We start from the raw sequence: 15,933 nt of genomic DNA on the forward strand, positions 1-15,933 counted from the left end.
TTATCTATGGGGGATCTTAAGGGATGGTTAGAAGAGAAACAACTTAAAAGAACAGCAAATCTTTTAAAAGAAAGGGGTTTTGAAGTTTTTTTAGTAAATGATAGACATGAAGCAAGAGATTTAGTTCTTAAAATGATACCTGAAAATGCTAAAGTAGGAGTAGGTGGGAGTGTTACTATTAGAGAAATAGGGGTTATTGAAGAGTTAGAGAGAAGAGGTAACAAGGTTATTCATCATTGGAAGGAAGGATTATCTCCTGAGGAGGATTTAGAAATAAGAAGACAAGAGTTGTTATCTGATATTTTCCTTTCCAGTGTTAATGCTTTGACTTTTTCAGGGGAGATTGTAAATATGGAAGCAATTGGAAATAGGATAGCAGCACAAATTTTTGGTCCTAAAAAAGTAATTGTAGTAGTAGGTAAGAATAAGTTAGTTATTAATCTGGAAACCGCTATATGGAGAATTAAGAACGTAGTAACACCCCTTAATGCAAAAAGATTAAAACTTGAACTTCCTTGTGCAGAAGAGGGTTATTGCATTGATTGTAATCACCCTAAAAAAATATGTAGAATTACTACTATTATCGAAGCTCCTCCGGCTAAAACACCTTTTTCAATTGTATTAGTAAATGAAGAATTAGGATTTTAAGGAAAAATATGTATAAAAATTGGAATAAGAAATAGGGCAGGTAATAAATTAGCAACTTTAATTTGCTTAATATTTAACAGATTTAATGCAATACCTAATATTAATACTCCACCTACTGCTGTCATTTCTTGTACTATTATGTCTGTGAAAAATGTACTGATGAATTTTGCGAATAAAGTGATACTCCCTTGGACTACTAATACAGATATGGCTGAAAATATAACACCTAGACCTAAGGCTGAAGCTAAAGCTATGGAAGCAGTTCCATCTAGTAGGGACTTAGTATAGAGAATTTGAGGAGATTGTCCTAATCCATCTTGTAATGATCCCATTATGGTCATGGGTCCTATACAATAGAGAAGTGTTGCAGTCAGAAATCCCTTTGCAAATGTATTTTTCTCTTTTGTAAACCTTCTTTCTATCATATTTGAAAATTTTTCTAAACCCTCATGAATTCCTATTAATTCACCTATTATACCTCCTATTACTATACTAAAAACCAATGCTAAAAATTTTTCTCCTTTTATAGCCATCTCCATACCTAAAGGTAAACATATTAATCCTAATACATCCATAAGTAACTTCTGTAAACTTGAAGGAATTCTCTCTTTAAAAATTGTTCCTATGGTTCCCCCAATTATTACAGCAATAGCATTGAAGATTGTTCCCATCTTTTTCTCCTTATTTTGCTATTTTTTCTGATAACTCTTTTACTTTCCTTATAATATCCTGGATTTCTGGATGAGCTATATAGTAATATACAGACTTACCTTCTCTCTTTGTCTTCAATATTTTGATCCTTTTTAATAAAGTAAGATGTTGAGAAAGATTAGGTTGTCTTAAATCTAAAATCTTAAGTAGTTCAGAGACAGTATTAGGTTCTTTAGAAAGCAGAAGTAATAATTTGATTCTTATAGGATGAGCTAATATTTTTAGAAGGTCGCTCATATTTTGTAATGTTTCATAAGAATAAATTTCTTTGTTTTCCATATTTTATACCCTCCTTTCTTGAAAAATGTTAATGATATTTTAACATAAAAAACTTAAAACTTTTAAATTTTTGGTATAATTTTAAAATAGATTTTAATATTTATGGAGGGAGATTTAATGCTTTATCCTATAGAAACGGAGACAAGAGAAGTAAAGGACCTTTCAGGGATTTGGGATTTTAAGCGTGATGGGGAAGATAGTTTTATTCTCATGCCTGTTCCTGCAAGTTACAATGATGTAACTCAAGATATAACTCTTAGAGATTATGTTGGGAAGGTTTGGTATAGAAAGAGGACTTTTATACCGATTAGTTGGAGAGAAAATAGGGTCTTCCTAAGAATAGGATCTGCAACCCATTTTTCAGAAGTGTATGTAAATAATGTAAAAGTTATGGAGCACAAAGGTGGATTTTTGCCTTTTGAGGGTGAAATTTCATCTCTACTAAAATATGGAGGAGAAAATGAGATACTAATATCTGTTGATAATACTTTAAGCTGGGATATTCTTCCACCTGGAGAGTTGAAAATAATAAATGATGAGATGCATCCAAAAGAATGTAAAGTATTGGAATACTATTTTGATTTCTTTAATTATTCGGGGATTCATAGGCCTGTTTTGTTATATACAACCCCGATGACTTATATAAAAGATATAAAGTTAGAAACAGATATTAAAGGAAAGGACGGATTGGTAAAATACAAAGTAAGTTTAGAGGGAGAAATAGATAATATCATAATAAATTTAAGGGATGTAAATGGAAATTTAGTAGCTTCATCTAATTCTTTTAATGGTATGTTAGAGGTTAGAAATGCTAATTTATGGGAACCAGGAAATCCTTATTTATATACACTTGAAGTGAAAATTTTTTTAGATAAGAAACTTATAGATTGCTATAGATTAGATATAGGAATAAGAACTATAAGGATTGATGGCAAAAGATTTCTAATTAATAATAAACCTTTTTATTTTAAGGGTTTTGGTAAACATGAGGATTCTGATATAAGAGGAAAAGGGTTAGACCACGTAATAAATATAAAAGATTTCAATTTATTGAAATGGATAGGTGCTAATTCTTTTAGAACATCACATTATCCCTACAGCGACGAAGTGCTTTTTTTAGCTGATAAGTATGGTATAGCGGTTATAGAGGAAGCACCTGCAGTTGGTATGAATTTATGGAATCCAGAGAATAAGGTTTTTAGGAAAGGGCGAATTGATGAAAGGACTTTAGAACACCATCTGCAAGTCATAAAAGAAATGATAGATAGGGATAAAAATCATCCTTCTGTTGTTATGTGGAGTGTGGCAAACGAAGCTGCAACTTTTGAGGAAGAATCTGAGGAATATTTTAGAAAGGTTATAGAGGAGATAAAAAAGCTTGATCCAACAAGACCGGTAACAATTGTGGAAAGTACTTCTTATAAAGATACAAAAGTAAGTAAATATGTGGATATTATTTGTGTTAATCGCTATTATTCCTGGTATACTGATTCTGGAAATTTAGATATTATAGAATATCAATTAGAAAAAGAATTGAAAAATTGGTATGATAAATTTGGAAAACCTATTATACTTTCAGAATTTGGTGCTGATACTATTACTGGATTTCATAGTGATCCTCCTTTAATGTTTACTGAAGAATACCAATGGGAGATGTTAAGGCGCTTTATGGAAACCTTAGATAGATTAGACTTTGTAATAGGTGAGCATATTTGGAATTTTGCTGATTTTATGACAAAACAAGAAGTAAGAAGGGTTCTTGGTAATAGGAAAGGAATATTTACTAGGCAAAGACAACCTAAAATGGCAGCTCATTTCGTGAAAGAAAGATGGAAAAAGATTCCAGATTTTTGGGAAAAATAGAGATTATTGACAATAAATTCTATATTGTCTATAGTATGCTAAGTGTGAAAATTTAAATTTATGGGGAAGAAAGATAAAGATGTTTGAGAATTTAACAGGTAGATTGCAGGATATTTTTAGAAGACTGAGAGGAAAAGGAAGGCTCTCAGAGAAAGATATTGAAGAGGCTCTAAGAGAGATAAGACAAGCTCTCTTAGAGGCAGATGCTCATTACAAAGTAGTTAAAGAGCTTCTTAATAATGTAAAGGCTAAAGCATTACAGGAAGAAGTTTTTAGAAGTGTTACACCTGCTGAGCAAATTATCAAAATTCTTTATTATGAATTAATAAACATTCTTGGAGGAGATAGGGCTAATATTAATCTTGGGGGTAGAAAACCAGGGATTATTTTCTTAGTAGGACTTCAAGGATCTGGTAAGACTACTACAGCTGCAAAGCTTGCATATAGGCTTTTGCAGGAACAAAGAAGAGTGGTACTTGTAGGCGCAGATACTTTTAGACCAGCAGCTGGAAAACAGCTACAGGTTTTAGGGGAAAAAATAAAGGTACCGGTTTATATAGATGGTAAAACCCCACAAGAAGTAATTGAAGGAGCGATAAAATTTTCACAAGAAAGATTGGCAGACGTGATGATTGTAGATACTACTGGTAGGCTACATATTGATGAGGAGATGATGAAGGAATTAGGGGATTTAAATAAAAACTTTGAACCCTCAGAGATTCTCTTAGTAGTAGATGGGATGACAGGGCAGGATGCTGTGAATATAGCAGAAAAATTTAATGAACTTTTACCAATTACAGGTGTAATTCTTACTAAATTAGATGGTGATGCAAGAGGTGGTGCAGCTTTATCTATAAAAGCTGTAACAGGTAAACCTATAAAGTTTATTGGAGTAGGAGAAAAGGTTGAAGATTTAGAATATTTCTATCCTGATAGATTTGCGTCAAGAATCCTTGGAATGGGCGACCTCACATCCTTAGTTGAGCGTATAGAAAAAAATATTGAAATGGAAAAAATGGCAAAATTAGAAGAAAAGCTTAAAAAGTCAAAATTTGATCTTGAAGATTTCTATATACAACTTAAAGAACTCAAAAAAGTAGGATCATTTGATCAGATTTTAGATATGTTACCTTATGTACCAAAAGATAAAATTAAACCAGAAGTAGGAGAAAAGGAAATTAAAAAATTTCTTGCTATAATAGAATCGATGACTCCAGAAGAGAGAAGAAATCCTTCCATAATAAATGGAAGTAGAAGATTAAGAATTGCCAAAGGTAGTGGTACTACAGTACAAGATGTAAATAGATTATTAAAACAGTATTTTCAAACTTTAGATTTGATAAAACAATTAAATAAAGGTAAAAAATCTTTCTTTCCATTTTTAAGATAAAATAAATCTAAGAAGGAGGTGAAGAATTTTGGTAAAGATTCGTTTAACAAGGATTGGAGCAAAAAATAGTCCAGCATATCGAATAGTGGCTATGGATAGTAGAGAACCAAGAGATGGTAAACATTTAGAGATCTTAGGATATTATGATCCTAAGACTGATCCAGCCACTGTACAGTTAAAAGAAGAAAGAATATTATATTGGCTAAGTCAAGGAGCTCAACCTACCGATACTGTTCTTAGTTTGCTCAAGAAGTATGGTGTTTGGGATAAGTTCCTTGCCTTAAAGAGAACTGTTAAAAGTTCTGCATAAAGGGGGCTTTTGTTAATGAAAGAGTTATTAGAGTATATTGTTAAAGCTATTGTTCAGAAACCTGAAGAGGTTGAGGTCAGAGAAGTAGAAGGAACTAAGTCAGTAATACTTGAAGTAAAAGTAGCCCCAGAGGATAGGGGTAGAGTTATTGGAAAACAGGGACAAACTGTTAAGGCTTTACAGACGATAATAAGAGTAGCGGGTCTTAAGAAGGGTAAAAAGGTGGTCATAGAAGTACTACAATGAGGGATGGCTTCTCGTTTGGTAAGAATAGCTAAGATAGGAGAGCCTTTTGGAATAAAAGGTGGATTAAAGATATGGCCCTTCTACGACTATCTTTTAGATTTAAAGAAGGGACAAAGGATATATTTGTCTTGGGGAGATACCCTTATTGTAAAGAAGGAACTATCATTGGAATATATAAGAAAACATAACAAAGGGTTTGTTGTTTATTTTACTGAAATAACAAATAGAACAGATGCAGAAAAACTAAAAGGAAACTGGCTTCTATTAGAAGAAGAAGATTTACCGGTTCTTCCAGAAGGTTATTTTTATTCTTACCAAATAATGGGGCTTCCTGTATATGAATTGGAAGGAAAATATTTGGGAACTGTGAGGGAGATTTTAGAAACAGGAAGCAATGATGTTTTCGTGGTGGAGGGAGAAGAAGAGATTTGTATTCCTGCTATTAAGGATGTAGTAGTAAAAGTAGATCTAAAGGAAGGAAAAATTATTATTAAAAAAATGCAAGAGTATTAGTTATGATAAAGATCGATATTATTACCATATTTCCAGAGATGTTTGAAGGCCCTTTTAATGTAAGCATAATAAAAAGAGCCAAGGAAAAAGGGTTGGTGGATATTTCTATCCACAATTTAAGGGATTATACTACTGATAAGCATAGATCAGTTGATGATTACCCTTATGGTGGTGGCTCTGGAATGGTAATGAAACCAGAGCCTATATTTAGAGCTGTGAGAGCCTTAAAGAAAGAGGATTCAGAAGTAATACTTCTTTCGCCATCAGGAGATCTTTTTAATCAAAAATTGGCAGAAGAATTTGCACAAAAAAGTCATCTAATAATCATATGTGGAAGATATGAAGGCATAGATGAAAGAGTAAAAACTATAATAACCAGGGAAGTTTCCATAGGAGACTATGTTTTAAGTGGTGGAGAAATTCCTGCTATGGTTATAGTTGATGCAGTAGTAAGACTTATTCCTGGGGCTATAGGAGATCCTAATTCTTTAAGAGAAGAATCATTTCAATGGGGAATTTTGGAATATCCTCATTATACTCATCCCAGAGACTTTGAAGGCTTAAAAGTACCAGAAGTATTGTTATCTGGGGATCATGAAAAGATTAGGAGATGGAGAAGAAAAGAAGCCTTAAGAAGAACACTACTTAGAAGGCCTGATTTACTCCAGAAAACAAGACTTTCTGAAGAAGATTTTTCATTGTTAGAAGAAATTAAAAGAGAACTAAGAGAGGAGGTAAAAAATGGATCTTATAATTCAAAATCTTGAAAAAGAATTTATGAAAAAGGATTTACCACAAATATGGCCTGGTGATACTGTTAGGGTTCATTATCGTATTGTAGAAGGAGATAAAGAAAGAATTCAGGTGTATGAAGGGGTTGTTATTGCTAAAAAGCATGGTGGTATTAGAGAAACTATTACTGTAAGAAAGGTTGTACAAGGAATAGGTGTGGAAAGAATTTTTCCAATTCATTCACCTTTTGTGGAAAAGATTGAAGTAGTAAAGAGAGGAAAGGTTAGAAGAGCTAAGCTTTATTACTTAAGAGAAAGAAAAGGTAAGAGTGCCAAGATTGCTGAGAGGGTAGAAAATGAAGGATAAATTACTGGAATTTTGGAATCTTATACTTAGTAAGAGACAAGAATTGAAGAAGCATGAATGGTACGATCTTCTTGAAACTATTATATTTGCTTTTATATTAGCCTTTTTAATAAAGACATTTATATTGCAGATATCTTACATTCCTACTGGTTCTATGATACCTACTTTAAATGAAAAAGAAGCAGTTTTGGTTATAAGAATCCCTTATTATTTTAGAGAGCCAAGAAGGGGAGAGGTTATAGTTTTTAAATACCCCCAAGATCCTACTAAGGAGTATGTAAAAAGGTTAATAGGTCTTCCTGGGGATACCATAGAGATAAAAAATGGAATAGTATATGTGAATGGTAGAGCTTTAGATGAATATTATGTAAAAAATAAAAGTAGTGATAATTATGGACCAATACAAGTACCAAAGGATAGTTATTTTGTATTAGGGGATAACAGGCCTGTGAGTGTGGATAGTAGATATTGGGGATTTGTACCTAAGAAAAATTTAGTGGGAAAAGCGGTGTTACTTTTATGGCCACCCCAAAGAATAGGGTTGGTGAAATAGGAGACATAGAGAGAAGACTTTGGAGTTATTTCAAATATATAGCGGGAGTAGATGAGGCAGGTAGGGGAGCCCTAGCAGGTCCTGTATATGCTGGAGCTGTAATCTTACCTCCTTTTTCTAATATTACCGTTAAAGATTCCAAAATGTTAAAGCCAGAAGAAAGGGAAATTCTTTTTGAAAAGATTAAAGAAGAGGCTGTTTGTTGGAGTTACGGTTTTGCTAATGTGGAAGAGATAGAAAGGTTTGGCATTTTGAAAGCCACTCTTCTTGCAATGAAAAGAGCTATAGACAGCCTTAGGGTAAAGCCTGAGTATATCTTAGTAGATGGTAATATTAGTATTCCAGATTTAGATATACCACAAGAAACGGTGATTAAAGGAGATAGGTATTGTTTGAATGTGGCTTCTGCTTCTATCGTGGCTAAGGTCTTGAGAGATAGATATATGAGGACTCTTGATGAAAAATATCCTGATTATGGATTTGGAAAACATAAAGGTTATGCAACTAAGGAACATAGAGAAAAGATAAAATCGTTAGGAGTGCTTGATATCCACAGAAGGAGATTTAGACTTTTGTGAGTAATCAAGATATTGGAAAATTAGGAGAAGATTTTGCTGTAAATCTTTTAGAGAAGGAAGGATATTCTATATTATATAGAAATTTAAGAATGTCTTTAGGAGAGATAGATATTGTAGCTGAAAGAAATGGAATTTTAGTTTTTGTGGAGGTTAAAACAAGAAGATCAAATAAGTATGGTTTACCTATTGAAGCAGTAGATTTGAAAAAACAAGAGAGGATAAGGATGATAGCTGAAGTTTTTATGGCAAAATTTAAGAATAGATTTCAGAAAATGAAAGGTGTAAGGTTTGATGTTATAAGTATTTATATTTCTCCTTTAGGGAAAGTAGATAAATGGGAGCATATAACAAATGCTTTCTAAGGTTAAATCTGCTACTTTATGGGGATTGAAATGTTATGATATTGAAATTGAGGTAGATATTACTTCTGGAGTTCCAAGCTTTAACATAGTAGGATTGGCTGAACAAGAAGTGCAAGAATCTAAGGAGAGGGTAAGATCTGCATTAAAAAATTCTGGTTTTGAATTTCCTTTAAAAAGAGTGACTATAAATTTAGCCCCTGCGGATTTAAAAAAAGATACACCCTTATTTGATTTACCAATTGCTATAGGAATCCTTTCCACATTTATGAATTTTCACTTTGATAATGAAAAGACTGCTTTCTTAGGTGAACTTGCTTTTGATGGAAGGATAAGAAAAGGAAAAGGGATTTTATCTATTGTATATGGTTTGAAAAATAATGGATACAATAAAGTATTTGTACCAAAGGAAAATGAATTTGAATGTAGTTTAATAGATGGGATTGAAATTTATCATGTTTCTCATCTTTCCCAAATTGTGAGATTTCTTTTAGGGGAAATAAATTTATCTCCTGTTAAATTTCAATATCCTGAATATAATCCAGTTTATGAAGAAGATTTCTCTTTTATAAAAGGGCATTATTTACCTAAAAGAGCATTAGAAGTAGCGGCATCTGGTGGACATAATGTTCTTTTAGTAGGTCCACCGGGTACAGGTAAGACTCTTTTGGCAAAGGCCTTTTCTTCCATTTTTCCCCCATTGACTTATGAAGAGGCTTTTGAAGTTACTCAAATATATAGTGCTGCAGGTTTATTAGTAGAAGATTCTTTAATACAAAAACGGCCTTTTAGGAATCCTCATCATACTATATCTTATGCTGGACTTTTAGGGGGAGGGGTCTCTCCTCAAATCGGGGAAATTACTCTTGCCCATAAAGGAATCTTATTTTTAGATGAACTACCAGAATTTAGAAGAGATGTTTTGGAGGGATTAAGACAGCCATTAGAAGAGGGGAAGATTGTAATTTCAAGATCTAAGTATACTGTTACATATCCAGCTCAATTTGTTTTAGTGGCTGGTATGAATCCTTGTAAATGTGGATATTTTGGTGATAAAGAGAAAGAATGTACTTGTACTCCTTATGATGTAAAAAAATATTGGAGTAAGGTATCAGGTCCACTTTTAGACAGAATTGATATAAGGGTTTATGTGAATAGAGTAGAGAAAGAAAAGATCTTTAATGATAATCTTGAGGAATCATCAGAAAGGATTAGAGAAAGAGTAAAAAAAGCAAGAGAGATTCAATATGAAAGATATAAATCCGAGAAAATATATTTAAATTCCCAATTAACTCCAAAACTTATCAAAAAATATGTTAGCCTAAATCCAAGAATTAGGGATTTATTATTAAATACAGCTGAAAGAATGAAATTATCTATGAGATCTATTGATAGAATTATAAAGGTTTCAAGAACTATAGCAGATTTAGAAAGTAGTGAAGAGATTAAAGAAAGTCATTTGATTGAGGCTCTAACCTTTCGAGGTTTAGAGGATTTTGTTTCCAATCTTTAAAATTAATGAAAGGGGGTTTTTGTATTGATTAAAGCTTTGGAGAGATATTTTGGCTTTGAGAAATTTAAGACTAATTGGTCTAACGAGATCATTGCAGGGCTTACTACTTTTATTACCATGGCTTATATTTTGTTTGTAAACCCCAACATATTAGGAGATGCAGGAATGCCAAAAGGTGCTGTTTTGATGGCAACCGCTATTGGGGCTGGAATTGCTACTTTGACTATGGGATTGTATGCAAAACTTCCTTTTGCTTTGGCTCCTGGTATGGGACTTAATGCATATTTTGCTTATTCTGTATGTAAAGGAATAGGTCTTCCTTGGCAAGTTGCATTAGGAGCAGTATTTATAGATGGGATCATTTTTTTAATTTTATCGATTCTTCCAGTAAGAAGATGGATTGTACAAGCTATACCACTTAATATTAAGATGGCAACCTCAGTAGGTATAGGACTTTTTATAGCTCTTATAGGATTAAAATCTGCAGGGATTGTAGTAAAGAATGATGCTACTTTAATATCCTTAGGCAATTTAGGATCTCCAGAAACCTTGCTTTCTATTTTTGGGATTATTATTATTGCTTTACTTATGGCATTGAACGTTAAAGGAAATATATTATTAGGGATATTAATTACTACATTTATAGGCATTTTTGTAAAAGGTTCCAATGGTCAACCTATCACCTATTTTACAGGAAATATAATAGCCCTTCCTAATTGGGAAGAGTTTTCTAAAACCTTTTTAGCATTAGATATTTTAGGGGCTCTAAAATGGGGATTATTTTCTATAATCTTTACATTTACTTTTGTAGATATGTTTGATACTGTAGGTACTATTTCGGGACTTGCAGCTAAGCTTAATATGCTTAGGGAGGATGGAAGTTTTGAGGGTTCTGATAGAGCTTTAGTTTCTGATGCGGTAGGAACTGTAGCTGGAGCATTGTGTGGAACCTCAACTATAACTACATATATTGAATCTGCAGCAGGAATAGCAGAAGGAGGTAAAACAGGAGCTGTCTCATTAGTAGTAGGATTGCTTTTCCTCTTATCTGTAATTTTTTGGCCTCTTGCTGGGATTATACCATCTTCCGCTACTGCTCCTGCCTTAGTTATTGTCGGTTTCCTTATGATGGAACCTATATTAAAAGTCAATTTAAAGGAAATAGGGGAAGCTCTTCCTGCTTTTATTACTATAGTGGCTATGCCTTTTACCTATTCGGTAGCGAATGGGTTAATATTTGGTATTCTTTCTTATGTAATATTAAACCTTCTTACAGGGAAAATTAAAAAATTAAATCCAGTGTTAATAATATTGGCTGTATTATTTATTCTTTACTTTATTCTTTAAAAGAAATATTAGGGGGGATTATTTAGTCCCCCTAATATTTTGATAATTAATGTATAATTATAATCCCAAGGATAAACCATTTATATATTCTTTAAGTTATTTTCCTCCTTTATATAGAAGATGGAGGGAATGGATAGATTTTATTTCGCCACCAGAACTTTTCCTTTTATCAGATAAGGAAATTCTTGAAAGATTCTCGTATTCTTCCTTGATCCAAGAATTTATAATTTTTAAAAGAAAGATTTCTTGGGAAGACTTGTGGGAAAAACTTGTTAAAAAAGACTATAAACTTACAACTTTATGGGACGAAGAATATCCACCTTTACTCAAAGAGATAAAAAATCCTCCGTTATTTCTCACATATAGAGGAAATATTATTGGTAAAAGATATATAGCTATTGTAGGAACAAGAAGACCCACCCAATATGGAATTAAAATCTCTGAGTATTTCTCAAGAGAATTAGTAAAATATGGATTTATAATAGTAAGTGGTCTTGCTTATGGGATAGATACATATGCTCATAAAGGAGCTTTAGAGGGTGGAGGAAGAACATATGGGATTCTTGGTAGTTCTTTAGATTTTATATATCCTTCTGGAAATAGAATTTTAGCAGAAAGAATAGTAGAAAATGGAGCCTTAATAAGTGAGTATCCTTTAGGTACAAGACCTACAAGATATACCTTTCCACAAAGAAATAGGATTATTAGCGGAATATCTGAGGGAGTATTTGTAATTGAAGCAGGAGAGAAAAGTGGGGCTCTAATAACAGCAAGTTTTGCATTGAATGAAGGGAGAGAGGTTTTTGCTGTTCCAGGGAGAATAATAGATGAAAGAAGTAAAGGAACAAATAAGTTAATTCAAGAAGGAGCAAAAATGGTGTTAGATATAATAGATATATTAGAAGAATTTCACATACCTTTTATTTATAAACCTAAAAGAGATGTTATTTTAACAGAAGATGAAAAAAAGGTATTGCAATTTTTAAATTTTAATCCTATATTTATTGAGGATTTAATGATCAAATTAAACATGGATATATCAAGATTAATGTTTATAATAGTTTCTTTACAAGCCAAAGGCCTTGTAGAAGAATTTCCAGGGAATAGATATGGGAGAAGGAGTGATAATTTATAGTGAAAAATAAAAAGATTGTAATAGTTGAATCTCCAGCTAAAGCAAAAACAATTGAAAAAATACTTGGTAAAGAATTCAAAGTAGTTGCTTCTTATGGTCATGTAAGAGATCTACCCGAGAAGGAACTTGGGGTAGACATAAAGGATAATTTTAAGCCTAAATATGTAATCATCCCTTCAAGAAAAGAAGTTGTTAAGAATCTAAAGGAACTATTAAAAGAAGCAGATCATTTTTACTTAGCTACAGACCCTGATAGAGAAGGAGAAGCTATTGCATGGCACCTTGTTAATGTATTAAATATTCCAAAAGATAAATTCTCAAGAGTAGAATTTCATGAGATAACTCCAAGGGTAGTACAAGAAGCAATAAATAATCCAAGGGATCTTGATATCAGTAAAGTAGAAGCCCAACAAGCAAGAAGAATTTTGGATAGATTAGTTGGGTATGAACTTAGTCCTCTTTTATGGAAAAAGGTTAAAAGAGGACTTTCTGCCGGGAGAGTACAATCAGTAGCTCTGAGGCTTATTTGTGAAAGAGAAAAGGAGATTGAGCAATTTATACCCCAAGAATATTGGTATATATGGGGAGAGTTTTCAGATAAAACAAATAAGAAAATATATGGAAGACTCATATCATATGAAGGTAAAGAAGTCAATTTAAAAAATGAAGAAGAAGTGAATAAGATATTAGAAGAGTTAAAAGGAATAAATTATATAGTAAAAGATGTAATTAAAAAGGAAGAGAAAAAGTCCTCGCCTCAACCTTTTATAACAAGTACTTTACAACAAGAGGCCTCAAGAAGATATGCCTTTCCTGTTGGAAAGACTATGAAAATTGCTCAAACTCTTTATGAGGGTATAGATATTGGAGAAGAGAGAATAGGACTTATAACTTATATGCGAACCGATTCTACAAGAATAGCTCCTGAAGCAAGAATGGAGGCTATTAAATATATAGAAGAGAATTTTGGAAAAGAATTTATCGGAGGGGAGAAAAAGACGAAGAAGAAACTTGGTGTTCAAGATGCTCATGAGGCTATAAGGCCAACTTCAGTCTTTAGATTACCAGAAATGGTGAGGCCTTATCTTTCAGAAGATCAATTTAAGCTTTATAAACTTATATGGGAAAGATTTATCGCAAGTCAAATGGCTCCAGCTTTCTATGATGTGGTAGAAATATATGTGGAAGGAAATAAGTATCTATTTTTGTCAAAAGGAAGGAAACTTAAATTTCCTGGTTTTATGTCAGTTTATCATGAAGAGGAGGAAGAATCTGAAACTGATAAACAAGTAGAATATATTCCAGAAAAAGGTAATCTTTTAAATCTTCTTAATCTATATCCGGAACAGCATTTTACAAAACCTCCATCTCGATATTCTGAGGCTACTTTGGTGAGAACCTTAGAAAGATTTGGAGTAGGAAGGCCAAGCACCTATGCTACTATCATAGAAACGTTAAAAGAAAGAGAATATGTGGTTGTTAAGGACAGATTTTTAGTACCTACTACCTTAGGAAAAGTTGTTAATGAGTTTTTAGTCGAGAAATTCCCTAATCTAATTGATGTGAAATTTACAGCAAAGATGGAAGAAGATCTAGATAAAATTGAGACAGGAAAAGTCGAAGCCATAGATGTTTTGAAGAGGTTTTATCCAAAATTTAAAGAAGAGTTAGAGGAAGTTTATAAAAATTCAGATAGGGTACAAATTGCTGAAAAAACTGATGAAAAATGTCCCATTTGTGAAAGTGATTTGCAACTTAGAGAAAATAAAAATGGTAAATATTATGCTTGTTCACGATATCCAGACTGCAAGTATACGAAACCAATATATGATGAAGCAAAAGGCAAATGTCCTCTCTGTGGAGGTACTGTTGTTAAAAAAAGATCTAAAAAAGGAAAGACTTTTTGGGGATGCTTAAATTATCCTAAATGTACTTTTGCATCGCCCTATGAGCCTACTCACGAAAAGTGTCCAATATGTGGTAGTACTCTTTTAGAGAGCAACAGATTTAAAAAATGTAGTAATAATGATTGTAACTACATATTATGGAAGAAAGGGAGGAATAGAAAATGGAAAAAGTCAAAATCATAGGTGGAGGACTTGCAGGAGCTGAGGCTGCTTGGCAACTTGCTAAAAGAAAAATTCCTGTAGAGATATACGAAATGAGACCACAAGTTATGACTCCTGTTCATAAAACGGAATATTTAGCTGAACTTGTCTGTAGTAATTCCTTTAAATCTACAGAGATTACAAATGCCTCAGGACTTTTAAAAGAGGAAATGAGGAGGCTTGATTCCTTAGTTCTTAAAGTTGCTGAAGAAACGAAGGTTCCAGCCGGTGTTGCTTTGGCCGTTGATCGAGAACTCTTTGCTAAAAAGGTGCAACAGATATTAATGGAAAATCCTTATGTAACTATAATAAGAGAGGAAGTCAAAAAAATTCCTTCTGATGGAGTTGTTGTTGTGGCTACGGGACCTCTAACTTCTTCTGATTTTGCTCAATATTTAACTGAAATATTAGATACGGATTCTCTGTATTTTTATGATGCAGTATCACCTATTATTTATGCTGATAGTATAAATTTTGAGAAGGTTTATAGTGCTTCAAGATATGGTAAAGGGGAAGAGGCATATTTAAACTGTCCTATGAATGAGGAAGAATATAAAAGGTTTGTGAATGAATTGATAAATGCCGATGTAGTGGAATCACATTTCCCTGGTGAAGAAAAATATTTTGAGGGATGTCTTCCTATAGAAATTTTGGCAAGAAGAGGTATAGATACATTACGTTATGGTCCTATGAAACCTGTTGGTCTTCCAGATCCAAAAACAGGCAAAGAGCCTTATGCTGTGGTTCAATTGAGACCAGAAAATATACAAAAAACCCTTTATAGCATGGTGGGTTTTCAGACAAGACTTAAATTTCAAGAGCAAAGGAGGGTTTTTAGATTAATTCCTGGACTTGAAAATGCTGAATTTGCAAGATATGGGGTAATGCATAGAAATACCTATTTCTATGCCCCTAAATTTTTAAAACCAACCTTACAATTTGCTAAAGACGAGAGAATATTTTTTGCTGGTCAGGTTATTGGTGTAGAAGGATATATGGAATCTGCGAGTATGGGAATAATAGCTGGAATAAATGCAGCTCGTTTATATAAAGGAAAACCACTTATAATATTACCTCATACTACAATGATAGGGGCTCTTATTGGTTATGTGACTACTAAAGTACCTGTAAAGAATTTTCAGCCTATGAATGCTAATTTTGGAATTTTGACTCCCTTAGATATGCCTGTTAAAGATAGGAAGATGAGAAATAGATTATATGCCGAGAGAGCATTAAGGGATCTTGAGGATATGATAAGGAGGTTTGCGATCAATATATAGAA

At 32.8% G+C, this 15,933-nt stretch carries 18 protein-coding genes; 16 read left to right on the plus strand and 2 right to left on the minus strand.

Annotated features, from left to right (window positions below; all coding sequences use genetic code 11):
- Positions 1-6 precede the first annotated feature (6 nt).
- A complete protein-coding gene (locus ACY3IT_RS04030; RefSeq protein ID WP_463083501.1) occupies positions 7-648 on the plus strand; it encodes a lactate utilization protein in 642 nt (213 codons plus the stop codon).
- Here ACY3IT_RS04030 and ACY3IT_RS04035 read toward each other — a convergent pair.
- Positions 645-1,319 (minus strand): DUF554 domain-containing protein, encoded by a 675-nt coding sequence (locus ACY3IT_RS04035; protein WP_463083502.1) that lies wholly within the window; start codon positions 1,317-1,319, stop codon positions 645-647. The genes ACY3IT_RS04030 and ACY3IT_RS04035 overlap by 4 nt on opposite strands.
- Before the next feature lie 10 nt (positions 1,320-1,329).
- Complete coding sequence (locus ACY3IT_RS04040; RefSeq protein WP_463083503.1) at positions 1,330-1,638, minus strand: ArsR/SmtB family transcription factor; 309 nt, start codon at positions 1,636-1,638, stop codon at positions 1,330-1,332.
- Between the two features lie 117 nt (positions 1,639-1,755).
- On the opposite strand from ACY3IT_RS04040, the gene uidA reads away from it, so the two are divergent.
- From uidA to trmFO, 15 genes are all read left to right on the plus strand, one after another.
- Complete coding sequence (gene uidA / locus ACY3IT_RS04045; protein WP_463083622.1) at positions 1,756-3,501, plus strand: beta-glucuronidase; 1,746 nt, start codon at positions 1,756-1,758, stop codon at positions 3,499-3,501.
- Positions 3,502-3,580: 79 nt separating this feature from the next.
- On the plus strand, positions 3,581-4,891 hold the full coding sequence (ffh, locus tag ACY3IT_RS04050) for a signal recognition particle protein (protein WP_463083504.1): 1,311 nt from the start codon (positions 3,581-3,583) through the stop codon (positions 4,889-4,891).
- Between the two features lie 28 nt (positions 4,892-4,919).
- Positions 4,920-5,201 (plus strand): 30S ribosomal protein S16, encoded by a 282-nt coding sequence (gene rpsP, locus ACY3IT_RS04055; RefSeq protein WP_463083505.1) that lies wholly within the window; start codon positions 4,920-4,922, stop codon positions 5,199-5,201.
- 15 nt (positions 5,202-5,216) lie between these two features.
- Entirely contained in the window at positions 5,217-5,447 is a 231-nt protein-coding gene (locus tag ACY3IT_RS04060) for a KH domain-containing protein (RefSeq protein ID WP_148806647.1), read from the plus strand.
- A gap of 3 nt (positions 5,448-5,450) precedes the next feature.
- Positions 5,451-5,960 carry a ribosome maturation factor RimM gene (rimM, locus tag ACY3IT_RS04065; protein WP_463083506.1) on the plus strand — a complete coding sequence of 170 codons (510 nt, stop codon included), beginning with the start codon at positions 5,451-5,453 and terminating at the stop codon, positions 5,958-5,960.
- Between the two features lie 2 nt (positions 5,961-5,962).
- On the plus strand, positions 5,963-6,727 hold the full coding sequence (gene trmD, locus ACY3IT_RS04070) for a tRNA (guanosine(37)-N1)-methyltransferase TrmD (RefSeq protein WP_463083507.1): 765 nt from the start codon (positions 5,963-5,965) through the stop codon (positions 6,725-6,727).
- Entirely contained in the window at positions 6,702-7,058 is a 357-nt protein-coding gene (gene rplS, locus ACY3IT_RS04075) for a 50S ribosomal protein L19 (RefSeq protein ID WP_463083508.1), read from the plus strand. The genes trmD and rplS overlap by 26 nt, the downstream gene beginning before the upstream one ends.
- Positions 7,048-7,611, plus strand: a complete 564-nt coding sequence (lepB, locus tag ACY3IT_RS04080; RefSeq protein WP_463083509.1) for a signal peptidase I — start codon at positions 7,048-7,050, stop codon at positions 7,609-7,611. Before rplS ends, lepB begins: the two co-directional genes overlap by 11 nt.
- Positions 7,578-8,189, plus strand: coding sequence for a ribonuclease HII (locus ACY3IT_RS04085; RefSeq protein ID WP_463083510.1), 612 nt, complete (start codon positions 7,578-7,580; stop codon positions 8,187-8,189). The genes lepB and ACY3IT_RS04085 overlap by 34 nt, the downstream gene beginning before the upstream one ends.
- Complete coding sequence (locus ACY3IT_RS04090) at positions 8,186-8,551, plus strand: YraN family protein (protein ID WP_463083511.1); 366 nt, start codon at positions 8,186-8,188, stop codon at positions 8,549-8,551. The genes ACY3IT_RS04085 and ACY3IT_RS04090 overlap by 4 nt, the downstream gene beginning before the upstream one ends.
- Positions 8,541-10,061: a YifB family Mg chelatase-like AAA ATPase gene (locus tag ACY3IT_RS04095; protein WP_463083512.1), complete on the plus strand. Its 1,521-nt coding sequence runs from the start codon at positions 8,541-8,543 to the stop codon at positions 10,059-10,061. The genes ACY3IT_RS04090 and ACY3IT_RS04095 overlap by 11 nt, the downstream gene beginning before the upstream one ends.
- A gap of 24 nt (positions 10,062-10,085) precedes the next feature.
- A complete protein-coding gene (locus ACY3IT_RS04100; protein ID WP_463083513.1) occupies positions 10,086-11,408 on the plus strand; it encodes an NCS2 family permease in 1,323 nt (440 codons plus the stop codon).
- A gap of 49 nt (positions 11,409-11,457) precedes the next feature.
- Positions 11,458-12,543 carry a DNA-processing protein DprA gene (gene dprA, locus ACY3IT_RS04105; RefSeq protein ID WP_463083514.1) on the plus strand — a complete coding sequence of 362 codons (1,086 nt, stop codon included), beginning with the start codon at positions 11,458-11,460 and terminating at the stop codon, positions 12,541-12,543.
- Complete coding sequence (topA, locus tag ACY3IT_RS04110; protein ID WP_463083515.1) at positions 12,543-14,633, plus strand: type I DNA topoisomerase; 2,091 nt, start codon at positions 12,543-12,545, stop codon at positions 14,631-14,633. The genes dprA and topA overlap by 1 nt, the downstream gene beginning before the upstream one ends.
- Positions 14,612-15,931, plus strand: coding sequence for a methylenetetrahydrofolate--tRNA-(uracil(54)-C(5))-methyltransferase (FADH(2)-oxidizing) TrmFO (gene trmFO, locus ACY3IT_RS04115; protein ID WP_463083516.1), 1,320 nt, complete (start codon positions 14,612-14,614; stop codon positions 15,929-15,931). Before topA ends, trmFO begins: the two co-directional genes overlap by 22 nt.
- Positions 15,932-15,933: the final 2 nt, after the last annotated feature.

The sequence above is a fragment of the Dictyoglomus sp. GBS genome (genome assembly GCF_055179815.1).